This is a genomic window from Muribaculum sp. NM65_B17 (assembly GCF_004793735.1).
Taxonomy (GTDB): domain Bacteria; phylum Bacteroidota; class Bacteroidia; order Bacteroidales; family Muribaculaceae; genus Muribaculum; species Muribaculum gordoncarteri.
In genome coordinates this window covers 47,189-64,233 of record NZ_SRYY01000009.1, presented here as the reverse complement: position 1 = coordinate 64,233, position 17,045 = coordinate 47,189, and the positions used below count along the sequence as shown (strand labels likewise).

Here is a 17,045-nt window from a genome sequence, read left to right as displayed (position 1 = left end):
AGGCTGATGCCTCTGCACGTTGAGTAGCACTCAAAAATTATTTAGGACAATATTGGCATAGGGCGCGATACCGTTGCAATACGCCAACAAAAAATGACTCCGTTGGAGAAATTTCTGCACAAAACATTTGGTGCGTTACAAAAATAGTTGTACCTTTGCACCATCAAAATGGTGAGATTAGCTCAGTTGGTTAGAGCGTCGGATTGTGGTTCCGAAGGTCGTGGGTTCGACCCCCACACCTCACCCTGAAAAAGGCCACCTCGCAAGAGGCGGCCTTTTTGTTTTTAAGCCTGTTGATCTTTAAATCTATCCAAGTGCTATACTCTTGTTTCCACAATTGAGAGAAACCGTCATGCCGAGTGCTTTAAAAGCCCTTGATATAGTGCCAATTGTCAAGTTATGTCCGTTTTCGATTCGAGATACTTGTGCGCGTTGTACCCCCATAAGTTCTCCGAGTTGCGATTGTGTGAGTTTCTTTTCTTTACGGGCTTGCTTTATTGCTTCTCCTATAAGATAGGACTGTAGCTCAGCTTCCATTGCATCTCGACGCGGAGTGCCTACCTCACCGACAACGCGGTTGAGCATTTCATCATGAGTGTAAAGTTTTATTTTGTTCATATCTTATTTCTGTTTATTGCTAAAATATTCTTTTCTAAGTGCTTCCGCTTTGGCTATCTCATTAATCGGAGTCTTTTGGGTTTTCTTAATAAAGCCATGAGTGGCAATGACCAAACTTCCGACCTCATTATCCCAAAACGCCAATAGCCTGTAAGTCATGCCTTGATATTTTGTGCGGAACTCCCAAATATCATCATTAAGCTTCTTGAACAATTCCTTATCTATAAAATAACGGCTTTTGGAAATGTTGAATGCTATTTTGTCCTGTGCCTTTTCGGGCAAGGATTGGAGAAAACTTAGGGCATCCTCCATGTATATTATATCAAACTTTGCTTTCAGGCACATAAGGTTGGCTTAGTTTTTGCAAAGTTAATAAAATGTTACATATATGGAAACATTTGTGAGGCTATTTTTGTTCGGAAGTGTTTTGTTTGAGAGTTTGCGCTGGCTTTACGGGCCGTCGGATTAGGGATTATTGTTGATGTGTGTTATGTAATATCCGCTTTGCAAAGGTTTTGTGTATCCATACTGTAAGCCGCCATTGTCAGGACATACTTTCACGACTTTGCGTTACCAATACCGCTGCCGCAGTTGAAATCGGGTTTAGTTAATTGCTTATGTCAAATGTGTGCATAAATAGTCCGATGAAAGTTGATCGATTTTGTGAAGTGCAATACTTAAAAAGGCAACCAACACGAGTTTGATTGCCTTTTGGTTTTGAAGCGATTGATTATTGCCTATTTTCCCATTCTGAAATCTTTAACATTGTCGACATTGAGCGTTATATCCTCAATCAAGCTCGTGCAGGAGCCGCGTTTGGGGCATTGGCTGCTGACACCGACCAACAGGCTGTCGGGGTAGTAGTTTTCATAAAGTCGCACCATGTGCCACTCGTTATTGTCGATAGAGTAGTAGCTTGCAATAGTGTGGGTGTCCGATGATATCTTAAGGAATACCGACAGAACATCCAGTTTATCATGATTGTTGTCGTCAGATGTGCCCTTTGTCCTGACCGATACTATGCGGTGCATGCCGTATTCATCCTGCTCAAAGCATAGTTTCTGCCAAAGTGAATCATTGGCATATACCAGCAGGTCGGCGGCATTGTATAATCCTTCAGGTGTAAATTCGGGCGTTACTTTAGCCGTAAGAGTGAACGGTTTTGTATTGTCTACCTTTGTTAACAGAGCCGGAAGGGTAGTGTTGGTGAGCTTGCCTTCGTTGGGGTCGATGAAGAAGTCAAGACCTTCGGGACACTTGAATTCCAATGTGCCGTTGTCCAGGACTTTGGCATATTTGTCGGCGTTGTTTAACGCATGAGTGAATGTGACATCCTGTGTTGCTACCATACATTCGGTAACGTTGTTTCGGCTTGGAGTGTCGTCACTTGCCACTTCGGGTTGAATTTCCTGACTTTGCGGGCGACAGGCAATCAAGGCGATGCTCATGCCTATAATTACATTGTAAATTGAGCTTCGTTTCATGATGTGATTGATTGGTTTGATGAATAGCGGGTATGTGACAATCATTTAGACTGAGTTTGGTTGAAGCCGGTTTCCTCGGCCGACCATGATTCCCATTTACATTCTCCCATTTCCATATTGGAGAATCGGGCGGTGAATGAGTGGTCGACAGGGCTTGCTGCATATATGCCGAATGATATTTCCCCGTCGCCTTTAAACAGGTGGAAAGCGCGCATCTGGTTGAATGTGATTCCGTCGAGGCTTGTTTCGATGTAATAATCGCTGCCTCGGCGACTCAGGCGGTACCACATTTCACGTATTGACGATGGTATGTCGTGGGTTGCCCAGTCGGAATATCCGTTGTTGGTTACCACGCTTCCCAATCGCTGATAATCTTCGTTTTCGTATTCGATAGATGCTTTCATCCAGTTGTCGCTGTCAAGGTATATGGCGATTCCGCATTGGTCGAAAAGGGCCGAACTGTTAAACTCAGTCTTTACCGTGAATGAGAAGTATTGGCATGATGTCTTCATCTGGAGCACCGGGGCATTGTCGTTGCTGAAGCCATAGTAGGTGCGTTGCCAAAGGTCGGTATTGGGCTCTGTTTCGATGGTTATCAATGAATCGGTGATGACATACTGTTTAGGCTCGCGTGTCCAATACAGATTCTCTTTTACAAATTCTTTCATGACGGTGTCGTTTTTTTCAGTTGTTGAGGTGATGATTGCAGTTGTTTCTTCTTCTTGCTGTTTTTGGCTGCATGATGCCATTGTTACGGCCAGCATTGCCAATGTGATGATGTTTTTTGTAGTCATATATTTTTGATGTTGTGTAAGTTGGTTGTTATTCGTAATTTTGTTGCAAAATTAGCTTGCGATACCTGATGCTGCAATGGTGAATAATAACCAAATTTGAAATGAAGGAACACGAACTAAGATTGAAGACGCTGTTGACCGGACAACAGTTTGTCGATGACGCTCAGAAAGATGAATCGCTGGAAAATGCAAAAGAGTATGCCTATGCCTATGCACAGGCTACCAACGGCATTGCGGTTATATCGGACTTGCAGCAGGATGTGTGCTATATATACTCGGGTAAATTCGGTCATGCATTGGGCCTTCCCGATTATACCGAGAACAGCAGTTCGGCTTTTGAGAGCGAGATATTCAATACGATTCCTGCCGATGAACTGCTTGAGCGACATATTCTTGAACTTAGGTTCTATCATTTCCTTCAGTCGATACCCGTTGAGGAGAGGCCCGATTACAATGCCTTCTGCCTGATACACCTTTGTCAGCCCGACGGAACAACGTTGTCGGTACTTCACACGATACGTTATATAATATGCAATACCAACGGCAGCCTTTGGCTTGGCTTGTGCACCTATGTGCCTTTCCCGTTGGCGCACGGATCGGTTGAGGGGTGCATGACAAATACTCGTACGGGCAAGGCTGTGGATTCAGAGCAGTATCTTCAGTACGATAACCTGCTTCTCAGCAAGCGTCAGGTAGAGATACTTTCTATGTTGGCTAAAGGGGTGGGGAGCAAGCAGATTGCCGATAAGCTTAATATATCGGTGCATACTGTAAGCCGCCATCGTCAGGACATACTTTCACGACTTCGCGTTACCAATACTGCTGCCGCAGTTGAAATCGGATTTAGAATGCACTTGATTCATTGACGACCGGAGTGCGCAGGCAGCTGTTTCCCGCGTTTATCATTCTTTGGGCTTTATGAATCCTACCGGGCTTCGAGGCGTGTTCTTGGGCTTTGCCTGAAGCTCGGCAAGTGTTGTGTTGATTGCTTCTATTTGGGCGCGTGTATCTTCGTTGATGTCGTTGTAGTCGGCAAAAATCTTTTCCAAGTCCTGCTTTAATTCGTTGAAGTTCTTTTCAAGCGTGGAAAGACGCTTGAGCGGTGAATTGTCGGTTATCATCTGACGGATTGCGACAAATGCCCGCATTATATTGATATTTACCTTAATTGCAATGTCACTGTTTAGTAATCCCGAAAGCATGGCCAATCCTTGCTCCGTAAAAGCATAGGGCAACTTTCGAGTACCGCCCCAGTTTGATGTTCCATTTTGGAATATCAAGTTTGTTTTCAACTCGTCAAATTCGGCTTTGGTCAGTTGAAACATAAAATCATCGGGAAAGCGTCGTATGTTTCGTTTTACTGCCTTATTAAGGTTGGCGGTCGTGACATTATACAACTCGGCTAAATCTCTGTCGAGCATCACTTTTTGACCCCGTACTTCGTATATTTTGCTCTGGATTAACTGCAATTCGTTCATGGCTTAGCTTATATATTGATTTGGTTGGTCACCATAATGCCGGATGGTGCGAAAGAGGAAAACACACGCAAATGCAAATATGATGACAATAAACGATAAAACATGGAAATCGGTTGAAAAACAGCTGAAATGGCATTACTCTGGTAAGCTGCTCAATGTACATGAGTTCATCATGCACGGCGCGATACAAAGATTGCGAAAGGTTTTAGGCTGGTATAGCCATGCCAAGTTCCGTGAACACATGCTGTTTACGCATCATCCCCATCTTGACTGAATTGGATATCACAATTTGTGATGTCAAATTTAGTTTTCTTGTATATTGGTTTGGTGGACAGGTGGTTGGCGGGAATAAAAAAGAAAAATCCGCAAGTATTGAAATTCAATTACTTGCGGATTTTCGAGGTGTCCGAGATGAGATTCGAACTCACACAGCCCAACGGCCACTACCCCCTCAAAGTAGCGTGTCTACCAATTCCACCACCCGGACATTTGGTCAAGTCGCCTTGAATTTGAGCGAAAAACGGGACTCGAACCCGCGACCCCAACCTTGGCAAGGTTGTGCTCTACCAACTGAGCTATTTTCGCGAATTGCGATTGTTTCTTGATTGGCTCAAGGAGTCTTGACTTAGTATGTTATTGTACTCTTGAGCGAAAAACGGGACTCGAACCCGCGACCCCAACCTTGGCAAGGTTGTGCTCTACCAACTGAGCTATTTTCGCGAATTGCGATTGTTTCTTGATTGGCTCAAGGAGTCTTGACTTAGTATGTTATTGTACTCTTGAGCGAAAAACGGGACTCGAACCCGCGACCCCAACCTTGGCAAGGTTGTGCTCTACCAACTGAGCTATTTTCGCGAATTGCGATTGTTTCTTGATTGGCTCAAGGAGTCTTGACTTAGTATGTTATTGTACTCTTGAGCGAAAAACGGGACTCGAACCCGCGACCCCAACCTTGGCAAGGTTGTGCTCTACCAACTGAGCTATTTTCGCGTTGGGCAACCTGTTTTTTCGCGATTGCGATGCAAAGGTAGGCATTATTTTTAAACTGCCAAAACTTATCGGAACTTTTTTTGCGATTATTTTTAATCATTATTGATTTTCAGATTGTTATAATTTGATGAATTTTTTGAAGAATGACGAGCCAACCTATTTTGGCTCTATCAGCGGGGTGGAAGGCCGAAATGTTGAGCGAGGATTCAATCTATGGGTGTATTTTAAATGACAATATGGATTTTTTTGTAAATTTGCAGTCTATTTTTAATTTGTTGGAATAAGATGAAACTGATAGCTGACAGCGGAAGCACCAAAGTTGAATGGTGTCTTGTCGATCACGGGAATGTGGTCAAGCAGATATTTACTTCAGGATTCAATGCGCTTATGCTCACCGAAGAGGAGATTTCGCAGTATCTTGATGATGAATTGATGTTTCAGCTCGGCGACCTTGCCGAGCAGGTGACTGAAGTGTATTTCTACGGTGCGGGCTGCATCGATGAAGAGGTTTGCCGAAATGTCCGACGAGCTATCCGTCAGAATCTGAATGTTGCAACCATCGAAGCTCACTCCGACCTTCTTGGAGCCGCACGCGCGCTTTTTGGACATAACGAAGGTATTGCCTGTATACTCGGCACCGGCTCCAACTCTTGCTACTACAACGGACATGAGATAAAGGATCACGTAAGCCCTCTTGGATACATCCTGGGCGACGAGGGCAGCGGCGCCGTGCTCGGCCGACTGCTGATAGGCGATGTCCTCAAGCATCAGCTTCCCCGTGAGCTGTGCGACCGATTCCTTGATGAATACAACCTTGAGCGTAACGCTATAGTGCGCCGTGTATATAAGGAGCCATCTCCCAACCGATTTTTGGCATCGGTGACTCCGTTCCTGTTGAAAAACATCGAGGAGCCTGCCATACACCGTCTTGTACTGAATGAGTTCAAGTCGTTCTTTGTGCGCAATGTGGCACAGTACGACCGTTATCGCACACTTCCGGTGAGCTTCGTAGGCTCGATTGCCTATCTATATAAGTCGGTGCTTAACGAGGCGGCCGATGCGCTTGACGCCAAGATTGACACCATATTGAAAACTCCTATGGAGGGGCTTGTCAAGTATCATTCGTCGACATTGTAACGATAACTCAGCATGGAACAGCCTCACCTTGAACTGATTCTTGTCAACATATCGGGATATGACCGCCCGGGTGTGACATCGGCGCTTACCGAGATTCTTGCCAATTACGATGCGGCGATTCTTGATATAGGACAGAGCGACATACATCATACATTGTCGCTCGGACTGCTTTTCAAGACCTATAGTAACGTGTCGGGTAACATAATGAAGGACTTGCTGTTCAAGGCGAGCGAACTCAACGTGCAGATACGCTTCACTCCCATATCGGTTGCCGAATACGAGGAGTGGGTGACGCTGCAGGGAAAGAACCGCTGGATAGTGACGCTTCTCGGCCGACGGCTGACTGCGAAGCAGATTGCTGCCGTGACCAGTATCATTGCCGATCAGAATCTTAACATCGACAGTATTCAGCGATTGACCGGCCGTGTTCCGCTTGAGGAAACGGCCGAGTCGCGCACCAAGTCGTGCGTGGAATTTTCGGTGCGTGGAAATCCTCGTGATGTGAGCGAGATGCAGTCGCTGTTTATGAAACTTTCAGGCAGTGAGGACTTTGACATATCGCTTCAAGAGGACACGATGTATCGCCGTTGTCGTCGCCTCGTGTGCTTCGATATGGACTCTACACTCATTGAAACGGAGGTAATCGACGAGCTTGCAATGCGCGCCGGGGTGGGCGACAAGGTGAAGGCGATAACCGAGCGGGCCATGCGCGGTGAAATCGACTTCGATGAAAGCTTCAGGGAGCGTGTAAGCCTTCTCAAGGGACTCGACGAGAGTGTAATGCGTGACATCGCCGAGCATCTTCCAGTGACCGAAGGCGTGGGCCGCATGATGGAGGTGCTGAAACGTGCCGGATTCAAGACGGCGATACTCTCGGGCGGATTCACCTATTTCGGCAACTATCTTAAACAGAAATTCGGCATAGATTATGTATATGCCAATGAGCTTGAAATCGTCGACGGCAAACTTACCGGCCGTTACGTAGGCGAGATTGTCAACGGCCGACGCAAGGCGGAGCTGTTAAGGCTTCTTGCCCAGGTCGAAAACATCGATATAGCGCAGACTATAGCGGTGGGTGACGGAGCCAACGACCTCCCCATGCTTGCCACGGCGGGACTTGGAATCGCTTTCCATGCCAAACCGAAGGTTAAGGCCACGGCAGGGCAGAGCATATCAACAATCGGACTTGATGGAGTGTTATATTTTATAGGTTTTAAAGACTCTTTCATTTCCGATGGCTCTAAAAGTAAAAATTATTGAAAAAACGAGGGAATATTTCGCAGCCATTTCGGCTTCGATTATTTTGTTTACTTGTTGTGGGGTTGCCGATGCTCAGCAGTCGGTAGGCCTTGTGTTAAGCGGTGGCGGTGCCAAAGGCATTGCTCACATAGGTGTTATTCAGGCGCTTGAAGAAAACGACATTCCGATCGATTACATTGCGGGAACATCGATGGGGGCCATTGTCGGCGGTTTTTATGCATCGGGATATACACCGGCCGAGATGATGCAACTTATTGAATCAAAGGGTTTCCGCTATTGGTCGACAGGCGAGATTGACCCTTCGCTCGTCTACTATTATGCCAAGGACGATCCCACACCGCGGCTTGCTACCGTAAATGTGAATTTCCGCGACAGTTCCGCAACAAAGTCAATTCTTCCGTCGAGTATAATCAATCCGCTGCCTATGAACTTTGAGTTCATGAATCTATTTGCAGCCTATTCGGCTCAGTGCGGCGATGATTTCGACAAGCTGTTTGTGCCGTTTCGGTGCGTGACCTCCGATGTCTACAACAAGCACAAGATTGTGTGTCGCTCCGGCTCGCTCGGCGATGCCATACGTGCGTCGATGTCGTTTCCCATAGTGTTTGAGCCTATCGAAATGGACGGTGTGCTGGTTTACGACGGTGGCATCTACGACAACTTTCCGGTTGATGTAATGCGCGAGGATTTCGCTCCCGACATCATGATAGGCGTTGATGTGAGTTCGCCTGATGCCAAGCCCAATATCAATGACCTTTTCAGTCAGGTCGAGGACATGATAATACAGAATAACGACTATTCGCTTCCGGCCGACGAGGGCATAAAGCTTCGTATCCATCTCGAGGAGTTCTCACTACTTGATTTTGAGGCTTGTCGCAGGATTTATAAGATAGGTTATGACTATGCAATGTCGATGATGGATTCGATAAAGAGCCGCGTCACGGCGCGTGTGCCGGCGGAAACACGCAATTTGCGCAGGGCTGTGTTCAAGTCCAAGACCCCCTATGTGGAGTTTGACTCGGTCAAGGTTCACGGGGCTGCTCCGTCACAGAATGCTTTTATAAAGTATATGTTCACCAACGGCCGCACCGATACATTCGGACTTGCGCAGGCCAAGGATGCATATTATAGGGCCATATCGCCGGGCAAGTTGCGAAATCTGGTGCCACATGCCGTGTTTAACGACTCCACGGGCACATTTACGCTCGACCTTCGTGCCGACATAAAAAACAACTTCAATGTGGGAGTGGGAGGTTATATAAGTTCGTCGACCAATTCGATGTTGTTTTTGTCGGCCGGTTACAATACGCTTAGCTTCAATTCGCTGAACTCCGATATAAACGGATGGGTGGGGCAGAACTATCTTGCAGGTGCGTTGAACCTCAGGCTTTCGATGAAATCGTCCATACCGTCCTACCTGAAACTTCAGGCCGTCATCTCGCGACATAAGATGTATGACAACGACCGCATATTCTATGATAGCGGAAGCACGTTGGTTACATCGTCGGAGGCTTTTGCCCGGTTGCGTTACGGCATGGCTGCGGGACGCAGCGGAAAGGTTGAGCTCGACCTCGGGGTGGGACGCCTTAGCTCGCGATTCTACAAGGATCTGATTGTGAGCGCCGACAATCGTGACAGGCTCACCAATGTACTGGGGCAACTTAGGCTGCACTATGCCTACAATACGCTCAACGATGTGCTCTATCCGACATCGGGAATGTTGATAAGGGCCACGCTCGACGGTGTTTACGGCAATGAATGCTACTATCCGTTGAACGACAATTCGCTTGAGGTGCGCGACACCAAGGGATGGGGCGAATTTACATTCCGCTATGAACGATATTGGGGGTTGAGCAATAATTTCACTATGGGCTTCGAGGGTAATGTAGTTGCTTCGTCGCAAAAACTCCATGACAACTATGCCGCTACGATGGTCATGCTTCCCGCATTTCATCCCACGGCATCGACCTATAGCGTGTTTAACACGGCGTTATCGGCTCCGCAGTATGTCACGCTGGGCTTGCAACCGATATGGACCATCAGTCAGATGTTTCAGGTGCGTGGCGAGTTCCACGGCTTCATGCCCTGGCGCAGGGTGAAGGGCGGAAAGGCCGGTATGCCGCCACATTACGGCGATTGGTTCAGCGATCCTGCATTCTTTGGCGAAGTGGCGGCCATCTATTCACTGCCGTTTGCCCATCTCACGGCTTATGCCAACTATTGTAACAATCCCGGTACAAAGTGGAACTTCGGATTGTCGTTCGGCCTTTTTTTCCTCGCTCCCACGTTCATGCATTGACGACTTATTACTGACATAGGTATAAAAAAATTCAGGCACATTGGCTTCGCCAGCTTATGTGCCTGATGAGTTTTTGAAGCGGATGTTTATTTAATAAAAATGTAAATTGAATTATTACTGGTTATGTTGTAGAAGTATCGATTATAAATTCTTTAAGTCGTCGGCTGAAAAGTCGCCGGTTATGTAGATGGCCGACAGCTCGTGCTTGTCAGCGTCGGAGCGCGTCACATTGATTATGTACAGCTCGCTGAATCGCTCTCCGTTACGCACTGCATATATTTCGACCGAGTCGCCCTCGTCGATTACCTTGCTCAATGTTTCCATCTTATCGGCATCTTCCTTAAGCGCGGGTATTATCATTTCGATTGTAACGGGATCCAGACACGCTAGTACCTCAACGCTTTTGAGCTTGTTTACGGCTTGCGACAGGTTGATAGAGCCGTTAAACTGCATTCCGTCCATAGACTTGAGCATCGATTGCGGAATGTAGACATACTCTACATTCTCCTTCTTGGCGAGATTTTCAAATGTCTTGTTTTGGGCCGTCAGTGACGCAGGAATCAGCAGCATTGCCGCAAACATTGTATTCAATATGTAGTTACTTAACTTCATCGTTGTTAGCGTTTAGAAAGTCGTTGTACAATATACCTATTTTGGTTATCTCATCATTTACAAGAGCCATCTGCTTGTCGGCTCTTTTCAGGCTTGCCGATACCTCAAGGAGCGCCTTTTCGGTTTCAAACGATGCAATCTGAGGGTCAGTTATCTCATAGGGATTGCTCTCCGAGCCGAAAAAGAAGAATGTCGCCAGCGAAATTGCTATAGCCACTCCGGCGGCTACGCTTCCGGTTGTGATCCAGCGGCGGCCACGGTTGTGGGTCTGCTCCTGACGCTCGAGATGATCGATTAGTAATCCGAGCTGCGGACCAAGATCTTCGGGCACCTCTATGTGGGGACGCTTTCTTGAAGCGATGTAGAGGTCGCGGTCGACAATAAGCTCTTCGGGCACCGATTTCATGTCGGCGAAGTAGCGGTCAAGGCGTTTTTCGTCGATTTGCGACGAAAGCCCCGAGTAATAGAGGTTTAGCAGTTGTTTTATTTGATATATTTCCTCGTTCATCTTATGAGATGTTTGTATAGTTCTTTAAGTTGCCGCCTGGCTCTCGACAGCAGAGTCCTTGTGTTGTAGGTGGTTATTCCGAGCAACTCCGAAATCTCCTTTACTGAGCAGTCGGAGTAGGCTCTCAGCCTCAAAGCCTCGCGTTGGATGGCCGGCAGTGTATCCATCAGTTGCGCCACCTTTTCCAATGTGTCGCGCTGGTCGATGCGCTTGACGATGTCGTCATCGGCTTCGTCGTTTTCAAGCGCGATGTCAAGAGGCTCGTTACGGCGATAGCGCGTCCTTGTCATGTCGATGCATTGTCGCTTTATTGTCGTCATGCAGAAACCCTTGGCCGACTGAATTCCTTCGAGTTCTTCGCGCTTCGTCCACAACTTCACCACTGCTTCCTGCACTGCGTCAAAGGCATCATGTCGATCTTCAAGGATGATATAGGCCACCCGATACATCTCCTCGTAGTGTGGCAATATCATTTTTTTGAAAGTCGTAGAGTCCATTGGTTGTTGCTCGTCGGTATTTTTATGGTTTAAGCAGCGGTGATGCTCTCTTCTTGGAGGGCGTCATCGATGAATACATATTATAGACGAATGAATGGGAGGAAATGTGACAGAAAATGTCAATTTTTTTTGCCCCAGCGGCTCTCCTGCAGTGCGCGCAGCTTTGCTTCCGACTGATTTTCACCGGGTTTCCACAGTGATGGATGTTCGAGCTCCTCGGGCATGAACTCTTGTCGCACGAAGTTGCCCGGATAGTCGTGGGCATACTTGTAGTTCTTGCCGTAGTCGAGCTCTTTCATCAGTTTGGTGGGTGCGTTGCGCAGATGCAACGGTACGGGCAGGTTGCCTGTCCTCTCGACAAGGCTCAATGCTGCGTCGATGGCCATGTAGGCCGAGTTGCTCTTGGGCGATGTGGCAAGATATATGGCACATTCCGACAGCGGAATCCGTCCCTCGGGCCAACCGATTTTGTGGATGGTGTCGAATGTCGCGTTGGCGAGCAGAAGCGCGTTGGGGTTGGCGAGGCCTATGTCCTCGGCGGCCAGTATTACGAGTCGGCGGGCTATGAATTTTGGATCCTCGCCTCCGGCTATGAGCCGGGCGAGCCAGTAAACTGCCGCGTCGGGGTCGCTGCCGCGTATGCTCTTGATGAATGCCGAAATGATGTCGTAGTGCATCTCGCCGCTTTTGTCGTATGCGGCGGGATTCTCCTGCAGTCGGTTGGTGACTACCTCGTCGTTTATGACAATAGGTTCGGATTGAGGGGTTGATTGGTCAAGCAGGTCGAGAATGTTGAGCAATTTGCGTGCGTCACCTCCCGAGAATCTAAACAGTGCCGTGGTGCTCTCGACCCTGATGTCACGCTTTTTCAGGATTTCATCGGTGGTTATGGCGCGTTGAAGCAGCTCTTGCAGCTGCTCCTCTTCGAGAGGCTTAAGCACATATACCTGGGCGCGTGACAATAGCGGGCGAATCACTTCAAATGACGGATTCTCGGTGGTGGCTCCGATTAATGTCACGGTTCCGTTCTCGACAGCACCGAGCAGGCTGTCCTGCTGCGACTTGTTGAAACGATGGATTTCATCGATAAACAGTATGGGGCGTCCCTTTGAGAATATGCTTCGGGCGTCGGCTTTGCACTGTTCGAGCACCTCTCTCACCTCCTTTACTCCCGAGTGAACCGCACTCAGTGTATAGAAAGGCGACTCGGTGGTGTTGGCTATTATGCGTGCAAGCGTGGTCTTGCCCACTCCGGGAGGGCCCCACAGGATGAACGATGCCACATGACCGGTGTCGATCATGCGCCGCAGTATGGAACCGTCGCCTACCAGATGCGTTTGTCCTATGTATTCTTCGATTGTGCGCGGTCGTAGCCGCTCGGCCAGTGGTGCTTGCATTTTTTTGTGCTTCTGAATCTTGTTTCTATTACAAAAGTACCTAAAATCGATGAAAAAAGAGGAATCTACGTGTTAATTGTAATTAATATGTTAACCCATGATTACTAAATTGAGATTTTTTATTTAACTTTACAAACCTAAAATTTTGGTCGGTGAAATAGGATTGTCATGATGCTCTTCACTGGCCGGAAATTATATTGCAGGCTTTGTGCAATCGTTTGTTTACGAACTATTAACTTAGCCGGGTGTTAGTATGATATAGGCATTCGTTCAAGCGTGTGCTGCATCATTTAAACACTAAAAACTTTTTGTTATGAGCAACGAAGGAACAGGAAACAATGGCGGAAAGACCGCTCGCACCATTTTCGGTATTATTATGATAATAATATACGTGGGAATGGGTATTTTATTGTTAATCAACTATTTCAGCTGGATGGACAACGGCTGGCAATGGCTTCGTTGGGTTGGCGGATGTCTTTTCATCGTTTACGGACTTTGGAGAGCCTATCGGCAATTCAAGGGCATCGACCGTAATGTCGGCGATCCTGAATAGTAAGTAATAATTAATCCTGAATAACGTGAAACTGAAAATAGCCATAGCATTATTAAGCGCGTCACTGCTCGGACTTGGCTCCTGCCGTAAGGCTCCGACCAACACCAGTACTTCGGGACTGGCGACAATTGTGTGTGACGACAGCTTTGAAAACATAATGAATCAGGAGATTGATGTGTTTGAGTACACCACCAAAGGCAATGCCAACATCATCCCCTATTACGTTTCCGAAAAAGCGTGCATAGACTCTCTTCTTGATTTCCGCACCAAGACAATTGTGATAGCACGTGACCTTACCGAGAAGGAGAAGGCCTATCTCAAGAGCGAGAAGAAGCTCGTGCGCTCCAATCGCATAGCGGTAGATGCCATCGCCCTTATAGTAAACCCCGGAAATCCTGTTGAGATACTTTCGGAAAAGGAGATTGGCGAAATTCTGTCGGGCGAAATCACGCGATGGGATCAAATCGAGCCCAGCAAGCTTGGTGAGATTCAGGTAGTGTTTGACAACGAAGGTTCGAGCACCGTGCAGTATATGCGTGATTCGCTGATGAATGGCCGCAAATTCTCGCCCAATGTCTACGCACAGAATTCCAATCAGGAGGTGTTTGCTCAGGTTCAGCAGCGCAAGAGTGCGCTCGGTATAATAGGTGTAAGCTGGATTAGCGCCGACATGCGCACACGTGACCTCCCTCGCGAGGAGCGCATAAAGTCGCTTGAGCGTCAGGACACCACGGTGGCCGAGTTTGACACTTCGATCAAGGTTCTTAAAGTGCGCCGCGACGACAGCATCGAAGCCTATAAGCCCTATCAGGGTTACATCTACGACGGACGCTATCCGCTATATCGCTCGATCTACATGATTACGACATCGGCCAATGGCAGTCTTTCCCACGGTTTTTATTCATTCGTAACCGGCACAATCGGCCAGAAGATAATTCAGCGCACAGGTATATTGCCGGCTCGGGTACAACCGCGTATGGTGAATTTGAATTAGAATTACTTGAAACAATACAAAGCTCATAATATTATAATAACTGAAATAACAACAAAACAGATTTATTAAAACGATGAAAATCAAACTTTTGTTATCCCTGTTAGTTGCAGGGGCTTTAAGCGTATCGGCGCAGCAAGGTTACAAGGACGGAGTTGAATACTTCAAGGCCGGACAGTACGAAAACGCCAAGACTCTTCTTGAGCGTAATCTTAACGATGCTTCTACCGACAAGGCTGTTGCCTACTACTATCTTGGTGCAATTGCCGTTCATGACAAGGATTTGACCGCAGCAAAGTCTGACTTTGAAAAAGGTCTTGCCGCTAATCCCAACAACGCCTTCAACAAGGTGGGTCTTGGTGAACTCGCACTTATGGGCGGTGACGCAAAGGCTGCTTCAAATTACTTTGATGAGGCTCGCAAAATCAACAAGAAGGATGCCAAGGTGATGGTTGCTATCGCTCGCGCTTACTTCAACACCGACCCCGTTAAGTATGCCAAGGAAATCGATAAGAATCTTGAGCAGGCTTACAAGGCCAACAAGCAGGAACCCGACATCTTCGTTCTTCGCGGTGACATGAAGGCTGCCGAGAAGGAATGGGGTGACGCTGCCGGAAACTACGAGAACGCTATCCTTTATTCAAAGGGTCTGCCCGAGGCTTACGTTAAGTATGCCAACGCTTACTTCAACGTGAACCCCGAATATGCTATCGCAAAGCTGCAGGAGCTCCTTAAGGAAAGCCCCAATTCAGCTCTCGGTCAGCGCGAACTTGCTGAGAAGTACTATCAGAACGACCAGTGGGCAAAGGCTGCATCGGCTTATGGCGACTACATCAACAACCCCAACCACTTTACCGAGGATGAGGTGCGCTATTCGGTACTTCTCTACTACGGTCAGCACTATGATGAGAGTCTTGCCATTGCCAACAAGCTTCTTGCCAGCGATCCCAACAACTTCCAGCTTCAGCGTATCGCCTTCCTTGACAAGGCTGCAATGAAGGACTACACTGCCGCAAAGCAGCTCGCTCAGCGTTTCTTCGCTCTCAACGACCCCAAGAACAAGTACACATCCAACGACTACTCTACCTATGCTCAGGTACTTGAGGAACTCGGTGAGGATTCACTCGCAGTGTTTGAATATGAGAAGGCTCTTGAGGTTAATCCTGAAAAGAGCGACCTTTACAAGGCTCTCAGCTCGGCTTATTCAGGCATGAAGAACTACGACAAGGCTCTTGAGGTGTTCAAGAACTTCATCGACCGTGGTGACTATGTGACCAACGACCTCGTTATTCTTGCCAACCGTTATCAGAACGTAGCCGCTACTTCGGAGAACGGTTCAGAGAAGAAGCAGAACGCCATCAACAACGCAATCGCTACCATCGACCAGGTTATCGAGCGTGTTCCCGATCACTATGTTCCCGTGCGTAACAAGGCCCGTATGTTCCTCGTGAAGAACGACAATCAGCCCTCAAAGGAGATGGCCGACATTTACATGCAGGTTGTTTCGATGCTTGACAAGGATCCCGAAAACAAGACCAAGAACAAGGATGTCTACAACGAGGCTTACAGCCAGATAGCATCTTACTACATCTCGGAGCGTGATGTGCCCATGGCCAAGGAGTACTACGAGAAGGTTTACGAACTCGATCCCACCAACCAGGCTCTTCGCGATTACATCGACAAGATGAAGTAACAGGCATTATCCTGTCATTCAATATAAAAAAGTCGCTCTTTACGGGCGACTTTTTTTATGTCGGCGAGTTTTTGCAAGCAGTCGATATTTTTGTATTTTTGTGAAAAATATGCGTTTATGATAGAATATATAAAGGGCGTGCTTTCAGAGCTGACTCCGGCCTATGCCGTGCTTGAAACTGCCGGTATCGGATATATGCTCAACATAACACTTCCGGCCTACGAGGCTTTGGAAGGGAAGAGCGATGTGAAGCTTCTTGTCCATGAAGTGATACGCGAGGACGCGCATCTGCTTTACGGATTTGTCGATGAGCGTGAGCGCAATCTCTTCCGCCTGCTTATAGGTGTGTCGGGAGTGGGTGCCAACACTGCCCGCATCATCCTGTCGTCGATTCCCGCCCCTGAATTGGAGGTGGTTATTGTAAGCGGCGACCACGCCCGTCTTAAAAATGTGAAGGGAATAGGAATAAAAACGGCGCAACGTGTCATTGTCGACTTGAAGGATAAAATAAAACCTGCCGAGGAAGCGTTACTATTACAACCGTCGGCTACATCCGATACCTACGACGAGGCTCTTGCCGCACTGGTGATGCTCGGCTTTGCGCGTCAGCAGTCGCAGAAAGTGTTGAAGAAGCTCTTTGATGCCGATCCTTCAATCAAGGTGGAGCAGGCTATAAAGAAGGCTCTTGCCATGCTTTAAAGATAGTGACGAGGTATAGTGGCTGTCGGGAGTGG

General features: G+C 47.6%; 18 protein-coding genes and 6 tRNA genes. 10 read left to right on the top strand and 14 right to left on the bottom strand.

The genetic code is table 11. From position 1 onward, the window contains the following. Nucleotides 1-170 precede the first annotated feature (170 nt). Nucleotides 171-246: transfer RNA gene (locus E5354_RS12070), tRNA-His, on the top strand. Nucleotides 247-306: 60 nt separating this feature from the next. On the opposite strand, the gene E5354_RS12065 is transcribed toward E5354_RS12070, so the two are convergent. The 4 genes from E5354_RS12065 to E5354_RS12045 form a co-directional block, all read right to left on the bottom strand. Continuing rightward, entirely contained in the window at nucleotides 307-618 is a 312-nt protein-coding gene (locus E5354_RS12065; protein WP_135947610.1) for a helix-turn-helix domain-containing protein, read from the bottom strand. Between the two features lie 3 nt (nucleotides 619-621). Continuing rightward, nucleotides 622-930 (bottom strand): type II toxin-antitoxin system RelE/ParE family toxin, encoded by a 309-nt coding sequence (locus tag E5354_RS12060; protein WP_369699070.1) that lies wholly within the window; start codon nucleotides 928-930, stop codon nucleotides 622-624. Between the two features lie 425 nt (nucleotides 931-1,355). Continuing rightward, nucleotides 1,356-2,102: a DUF1349 domain-containing protein gene (locus tag E5354_RS12050; protein WP_135947609.1), complete on the bottom strand. Its 747-nt coding sequence runs from the start codon at nucleotides 2,100-2,102 to the stop codon at nucleotides 1,356-1,358. A gap of 41 nt (nucleotides 2,103-2,143) precedes the next feature. Further along, nucleotides 2,144-2,896 (bottom strand): DUF1349 domain-containing protein, encoded by a 753-nt coding sequence (locus tag E5354_RS12045; RefSeq protein WP_246863810.1) that lies wholly within the window; start codon nucleotides 2,894-2,896, stop codon nucleotides 2,144-2,146. A 101-nt stretch (nucleotides 2,897-2,997) separates the two neighbouring features. Between E5354_RS12045 and E5354_RS12040 the strand changes: the two genes are divergently transcribed. Further along, a complete protein-coding gene (locus E5354_RS12040) occupies nucleotides 2,998-3,762 on the top strand; it encodes a response regulator transcription factor (protein WP_135947608.1) in 765 nt (254 codons plus the stop codon). A gap of 36 nt (nucleotides 3,763-3,798) precedes the next feature. On the opposite strand, the gene E5354_RS12035 is transcribed toward E5354_RS12040, so the two are convergent. Beyond that, complete coding sequence (locus E5354_RS12035) at nucleotides 3,799-4,374, bottom strand: ORF6N domain-containing protein (protein WP_135947607.1); 576 nt, start codon at nucleotides 4,372-4,374, stop codon at nucleotides 3,799-3,801. A gap of 79 nt (nucleotides 4,375-4,453) precedes the next feature. Here E5354_RS12035 and E5354_RS12030 point away from each other — a divergent pair, with 79 nt between their 5' ends. Next, nucleotides 4,454-4,648: a hypothetical protein gene (locus E5354_RS12030; protein ID WP_136419406.1), complete on the top strand. Its 195-nt coding sequence runs from the start codon at nucleotides 4,454-4,456 to the stop codon at nucleotides 4,646-4,648. Between the two features lie 129 nt (nucleotides 4,649-4,777). Here the strand turns inward: E5354_RS12030 and E5354_RS12025 are convergent. The 5 genes from E5354_RS12025 to E5354_RS12005 all read right to left on the bottom strand — a co-directional run bounded on the left by E5354_RS12025 (nucleotide 4,778) and on the right by E5354_RS12005 (nucleotide 5,364). Next, nucleotides 4,778-4,861 (bottom strand) — tRNA-Leu (locus E5354_RS12025). Nucleotides 4,862-4,886: 25 nt separating this feature from the next. After that, nucleotides 4,887-4,959, bottom strand: a tRNA-Gly gene (locus tag E5354_RS12020). 62 nt (nucleotides 4,960-5,021) lie between these two features. Further along, nucleotides 5,022-5,094 (bottom strand) — tRNA-Gly (locus tag E5354_RS12015). 62 nt (nucleotides 5,095-5,156) lie between these two features. After that, nucleotides 5,157-5,229: transfer RNA gene (locus E5354_RS12010), tRNA-Gly, on the bottom strand. A gap of 62 nt (nucleotides 5,230-5,291) precedes the next feature. Next, nucleotides 5,292-5,364: transfer RNA gene (locus E5354_RS12005), tRNA-Gly, on the bottom strand. Nucleotides 5,365-5,649: 285 nt separating this feature from the next. Between E5354_RS12005 and E5354_RS12000 the strand changes: the two genes are divergently transcribed. The 3 genes from E5354_RS12000 to E5354_RS11990 are packed head-to-tail and all read left to right on the top strand — an operon-like array spanning nucleotide 5,650 to nucleotide 10,060. Next, nucleotides 5,650-6,501, top strand: coding sequence for an ATPase (locus E5354_RS12000; RefSeq protein WP_135947605.1), 852 nt, complete (start codon nucleotides 5,650-5,652; stop codon nucleotides 6,499-6,501). A gap of 12 nt (nucleotides 6,502-6,513) precedes the next feature. Next, nucleotides 6,514-7,761 (top strand): phosphoserine phosphatase SerB, encoded by a 1,248-nt coding sequence (gene serB / locus E5354_RS11995; protein ID WP_135947604.1) that lies wholly within the window; start codon nucleotides 6,514-6,516, stop codon nucleotides 7,759-7,761. Then, nucleotides 7,736-10,060, top strand: coding sequence for a patatin-like phospholipase family protein (locus tag E5354_RS11990; RefSeq protein WP_135947603.1), 2,325 nt, complete (start codon nucleotides 7,736-7,738; stop codon nucleotides 10,058-10,060). The genes serB and E5354_RS11990 overlap by 26 nt, the downstream gene beginning before the upstream one ends. A 141-nt stretch (nucleotides 10,061-10,201) precedes the next feature. Here E5354_RS11990 and E5354_RS11985 read toward each other — a convergent pair whose 3' ends face one another. From E5354_RS11985 to E5354_RS11970, 4 genes are all read right to left on the bottom strand, one after another. Then, on the bottom strand, nucleotides 10,202-10,672 hold the full coding sequence (locus E5354_RS11985) for a DUF4252 domain-containing protein (RefSeq protein WP_135947602.1): 471 nt from the start codon (nucleotides 10,670-10,672) through the stop codon (nucleotides 10,202-10,204). After that, nucleotides 10,659-11,180 (bottom strand): hypothetical protein, encoded by a 522-nt coding sequence (locus tag E5354_RS11980; RefSeq protein ID WP_135947601.1) that lies wholly within the window; start codon nucleotides 11,178-11,180, stop codon nucleotides 10,659-10,661. Before E5354_RS11980 ends, E5354_RS11985 begins: the two co-directional genes overlap by 14 nt. Continuing rightward, nucleotides 11,177-11,653 carry an RNA polymerase sigma factor gene (locus E5354_RS11975; protein ID WP_168353898.1) on the bottom strand — a complete coding sequence of 159 codons (477 nt, stop codon included), beginning with the start codon at nucleotides 11,651-11,653 and terminating at the stop codon, nucleotides 11,177-11,179. The genes E5354_RS11980 and E5354_RS11975 overlap by 4 nt, the downstream gene beginning before the upstream one ends. 143 nt (nucleotides 11,654-11,796) lie before the next feature. Beyond that, nucleotides 11,797-13,074: a replication-associated recombination protein A gene (locus E5354_RS11970; protein WP_135947599.1), complete on the bottom strand. Its 1,278-nt coding sequence runs from the start codon at nucleotides 13,072-13,074 to the stop codon at nucleotides 11,797-11,799. Between the two features lie 313 nt (nucleotides 13,075-13,387). Here E5354_RS11970 and E5354_RS11965 point away from each other — a divergent pair, with 313 nt between their 5' ends. The 4 genes from E5354_RS11965 to ruvA all read left to right on the top strand — a co-directional run bounded on the left by E5354_RS11965 (nucleotide 13,388) and on the right by ruvA (nucleotide 17,010). After that, nucleotides 13,388-13,627, top strand: coding sequence for a hypothetical protein (locus E5354_RS11965; RefSeq protein ID WP_135947598.1), 240 nt, complete (start codon nucleotides 13,388-13,390; stop codon nucleotides 13,625-13,627). Nucleotides 13,628-13,652: 25 nt separating this feature from the next. Continuing rightward, entirely contained in the window at nucleotides 13,653-14,621 is a 969-nt protein-coding gene (locus tag E5354_RS11960) for a PstS family phosphate ABC transporter substrate-binding protein (protein ID WP_168184334.1), read from the top strand. Nucleotides 14,622-14,694: 73 nt separating this feature from the next. Next, the gene (locus E5354_RS11955) at nucleotides 14,695-16,311 is read left to right on the top strand and encodes a tetratricopeptide repeat protein (protein WP_135947596.1); all 1,617 of its coding nucleotides are present in this window, start codon (nucleotides 14,695-14,697) and stop codon (nucleotides 16,309-16,311) included. A 117-nt stretch (nucleotides 16,312-16,428) separates the two neighbouring features. Beyond that, complete coding sequence (ruvA, locus tag E5354_RS11950; protein WP_123396846.1) at nucleotides 16,429-17,010, top strand: Holliday junction branch migration protein RuvA; 582 nt, start codon at nucleotides 16,429-16,431, stop codon at nucleotides 17,008-17,010. The last annotated feature ends 35 nt before the right edge of the window (nucleotides 17,011-17,045 follow it).